At 66.9% G+C, this 3,098-nt stretch carries 3 protein-coding genes; 1 reads left to right on the top strand and 2 read right to left on the bottom strand.

Features of this window, described 5'->3' with window-relative positions; translation table 11 throughout:
• A partial coding sequence (locus tag ACT4N3_RS02100; protein WP_444853552.1) for a TIGR02186 family protein occupies nucleotides 1–419 on the bottom strand: 419 nt, incomplete at its 3' end.
• A gap of 44 nt (nucleotides 420–463) precedes the next feature.
• Complete coding sequence (locus tag ACT4N3_RS02095; protein ID WP_444853551.1) at nucleotides 464–1,381, bottom strand: sulfite exporter TauE/SafE family protein; 918 nt, start codon at nucleotides 1,379–1,381, stop codon at nucleotides 464–466.
• 153 nt (nucleotides 1,382–1,534) lie between these two features.
• Here ACT4N3_RS02095 and ACT4N3_RS02090 point away from each other — a divergent pair.
• A partial coding sequence (locus tag ACT4N3_RS02090) for an ATP-binding protein (RefSeq protein WP_444853550.1) occupies nucleotides 1,535–3,098 on the top strand: 1,564 nt, incomplete at its 3' end.

Raw genomic sequence — 3,098 nt, 5'->3', positions numbered from 1 at the left:
CCCTGCCGTCGGCGCAGGTCGATGAAGCCGCGCTCGAAGCGCTGCATCGTCTCGGCGTCGGCGCCGCCGCCCGGCGAGAGCTGGAGATTGCCGAGGCCGAGCTCGTAGATCGCCGCGGTGCGCTCATCGACCAGCCGGGACAAGGGCCGCGATGACGCCACCGCGTAGAAGCTTGGCGCCGAACGCAGCCTGACCCGCTCGACGTTCATCCAGATGCCCATCACCTGCTGCTTCTCGCGCACCACGATCGGCTGCGGCGGCCCCTTGATGACCACGGCGACGTCGGTGCCGGGCTCCGGGCCGCCGCCGGGATAGACGATTGCACCGAACAGCAGCAGCTCGGCGCCGGTGAAGCTGTAGCGGATCTCGACCTGGCGTTGCGACACGTCCGGCACCAGCCGCGGCTGCGCCTGTCCCATCAGCAGCGGCGCAACCAGCGCCAGCACGGCCGCCGGCCAGCGGCTCACAGCAACTGCACCGTGTAGATTTCCTCCGGCCGCCAGCCGAGCTGCAAGGCCATCCGGAACGCGACCGCGAGCACGATGATCGCCAGGAACATGCGCAGCAGCTCCGGCTTCATCTTCTGCGCGAGCAGGGCGCCATATTGGGCGCCGATCACCGAGCCCAGCAGCAGCAGCCCGGCCAGCACGATGTCGACCGAGCGGGTCGTCGTCGCGTGGATGATCGTCGTCGCGCCGGTGACGAAGAGGATCTGGAGCAGGGATGTGCCGACGACCACCTGCGCCGACATGCCGAGCACGTAGATCATCGCCGGCACCATGATGAAGCCGCCGCCGATGCCGAGCAGGACGGTGAGCAGCCCGGCGCCGAAGCCGAGCGCCAGCGGCGCCAGCGGCGAGATGTAAAGGCCAGAGCGGTAGAAGCGCCAGCGCATCGGCAGCATCGCGATCAGCGGGTTGTGACGACGGGCGGGGCGCTCCGCCGCGCGCGCCGAGGGCTTCAGGATATCGAGCGCGGTCGCCGCTTCCTTCGCCATCATGAAGCCGATCCCGCCCAGGAGGATGACATAGAGGACCGAAATCACCGTATCGATCTGTCCGCCCTGCTGGAGCAGGCGGAAGATGACGCCCCCGACCAGCGAGCCGAGCACGCCGCCGACGATCACCACTGCACCCATCTGCAAATCGACACCGCGCCGCCGCCGGTGGGCGAGGACGCCGGAGATGCTCGTGCCGGTGATCTGGGTCGTCGCCGAGGCGACCGCGACGGCGGGCGGAATGCCGTAGAAGATCAGGATCGGCGTGGTGAGGAAACCGCCGCCGACGCCGACCATGCCGGTCAGCAGGCCGACAAGCCCGCCCAGGCCGATGATGACGAGAGCGTTCACCGACAGGCCGGCGATCGGCAGGTAGATATCCATTGGGTGGCAACCCTAGGGTCGGCACTCGCTATCGGCAATGGTCGGGATCGCCCGGATTTCCCGGCGTGAGAGCGAGCCCTTCAACGCAAACGGCTTGTTTACCCCGATCCTCTAGGACAGGCGCTTGCGCCGCGCCGGCGCATGGGACCGGCTATGACCGAAGCGTTGAACGTGCACGGCTTTCCGCAGGGCGGCGAACCGGATTTCAGCCCGCCGGCGGGGCGCGCGCGGCTCGTCGCACGGCACGAGGCGATCGGCCAGGTCGTCGAGATCGCCGGCAGCGGCGCCCGCATCGAGATCGTCAGCCGCCGCCTCGTCGAGCTTGCCGAGGATCCCGACCCGTCCGTCGCCATGTCGGGCCAGGTCGGCAGCCAGATCAAGATCGATTCCGGCCGGCGCTGGCTGCTCGCCAATGTCCGCCGCCTCCAGGTGACCGACGCCGAGGCCGGCATCATTTCGGCCGAGATCGACTTCCTCGGCGAGGGCGACGAGGATCCGTCGAGCGGCCGCCTGGTCAACTTCAAGCGCGGCATCACCGCTTACCCGATCCCCGGCAGCAAGGCCTATCCCGTCGCCGGCGACGATTTGAAGCAGATGTTCGCCGCCGACGAGCGCGCCCATATCGAAATCGGCACCGTCTATCCGACCAAGGACGTGCGCGCGGCGCTCTATGTCGACGCCCTGCTCGGCAAGCATTTCGCTTTGCTCGGCTCGACCGGCACCGGCAAGTCGACCTCCGCCTCGCTGATCATGCATCGCATCTGCGACATGAGCCCCGAGGGCCATATCGTGATGATCGACCCGCACGGCGAATATTCGGCCGCGTTCAAGGGCCATGGCGAGCTGTTCAATGTCGACAATCTCGCCATGCCCTACTGGTTGATGAACTTCGAGGAGCATACCGAAGTCTTCATCACCACCCAGGGGGCCGACCGCCAGCAGGACATGGACATCCTCGCCAAGTGCCTGCTCCAGGCGCGGGCGAAGAACCGCAGCGCCGAGGGGCTGACCAAGCTCACCGTCGATTCCCCGATTCCCTATGCCCTCTCCGATCTCACCACCGCGATCACCAACGAGATGGGCCTGCTGAACAAGGCGACCGACACTGCCCCTTTCATGCGGCTGAAAACCAAGATCGACGAGCTGAAGTCCGATCCGCGCTACCAGTTCATGTTCTCCGGCATGCTCGTCGCCGATTCGATGGGCGCCTTCATCTCGAAAATCTTCCGCCTGCCCGCCCGCGGCAAACCGATCTCGATCATCGATGTGTCCGGCGTTCCGTCGGACATCGTCTCGGTGGTCGTCGCGGTGCTGTCGCGCCTGGTCTTCGATTATGCGATCTGGTCGCGTTCCGAAGTGCAGCGGCCGATCCTGCTGATCTGCGAGGAAGCGCATCGCTACGTCCCCGCTGACAAGAGTTCGGCCGGCCAGGCGGTGCGCAAGGTGCTCGAGCGGGTCGCCAAGGAGGGCCGCAAGTACGGCGTCTCGCTGGGCCTGATCACGCAGCGCCCGTCCGACCTTGCCGAGGGCGTTCTCTCGCAATGCGGCACGATCATCGCGATGCGCCTCAACAACGACCGTGACCAGCAGTTCGTGAAGGCGGCGATGCCGGAAGGCTCGCGCGGTTTCCTCGACGTGATCCCGGCGCTTCGCAACCGCGAGTGCATCGTCTGCGGCGAGGGCGTCTCGATCCCGATCCGGGTCTCGTTCGACGAGC

This window comes from Sphingosinicella sp. (genome assembly GCF_052388015.1).
Lineage (GTDB): Bacteria > Pseudomonadota > Alphaproteobacteria > Sphingomonadales > Sphingomonadaceae > Allosphingosinicella.
Note: the sequence above shows the minus strand (reverse complement) of the source record. Positions and strands in the feature narration are given on the sequence as shown.